1 protein-coding gene is annotated in these 865 nt (G+C 42.8%); it reads left to right on the top strand.

Features of this window, described 5'->3' with window-relative positions; genetic code table 11:
• Positions 1-13: 13 nt before the first annotated feature.
• Positions 14-865 (top strand): hypothetical protein (locus SH09_RS17330; protein WP_052495469.1); only part of this gene is annotated, 852 nt, incomplete at its 3' end.

The raw sequence follows: 865 nt of genomic DNA, 5'->3' as shown, positions 1-865 counted from the left end.
CGTTGAGTTACTCATGCTCGTAGAGTCACTCTCACTCACTGATGTTGAGTTACTCATGCTCGTAGAGTCACTCTCACTTACTGATGTTGAGTTACTCATTGAAGTAGAATCGCTCTCACTCACTGACGTTGAGTTACTCATGCTCGTAGAGTCGCTTTCACTTACTGACGTTGAGTTACTCATGCTCGTAGAGTCGCTCTCGCTTACTGACGTTGAGTTACTCATGCTCGTAGAGTCGCTCTCACTCACTGACGTTGAGTTACTCATTGAAGTAGAATCGCTCTCACTCACTGATGTTGAGTTACTCATTGAAGTAGAGTCGCTCTCGCTTACTGACGTTGAGTTACTCATGCTCGTAGAGTCGCTCTCGCTTACTGACGTTGAGTTACTCATGCTCGTAGAGTCACTTTCACTTACTGATGTTGAGTTACTCATTGAAGTAGAGTCACTTTCACTTACTGATGTTGAGTTACTCATTGAAGTAGAATCACTCTCACTTACTGATGTTGAGTTACTTATGCTCGTAGAGTCACTCTCACTCACTGATGTTGAGTTACTCATTGAAGTAGAATCGCTCTCACTCACTGACGTTGAGTTACTCATGCTCGTAGAGTCACTTTCACTTACTGACGTTGAGTTACTCATTGAAGTAGAATCGCTCTCACTTACTGATGTTGAGTTACTCATTGAAGTAGAGTCACTTTCACTTACTGACGTTGAGTTACTCATGCTCGTAGAGTCGCTCTCACTTACTGACGTTGAGTTACTCATGCTCGTAGAGTCACTCTCACTCACTGATGTTGAGTTACTCATTGAAGTAGAGTCACTCTCACTTACTGATGTTGAGTTACTCATTGAAGTAGAA

This window comes from Staphylococcus gallinarum (assembly GCF_000875895.1).
Taxonomy (GTDB): Bacteria; Bacillota; Bacilli; order Staphylococcales; family Staphylococcaceae; genus Staphylococcus; species Staphylococcus gallinarum.
This window is presented reverse-complemented; position numbering and strand designations above follow the sequence as displayed.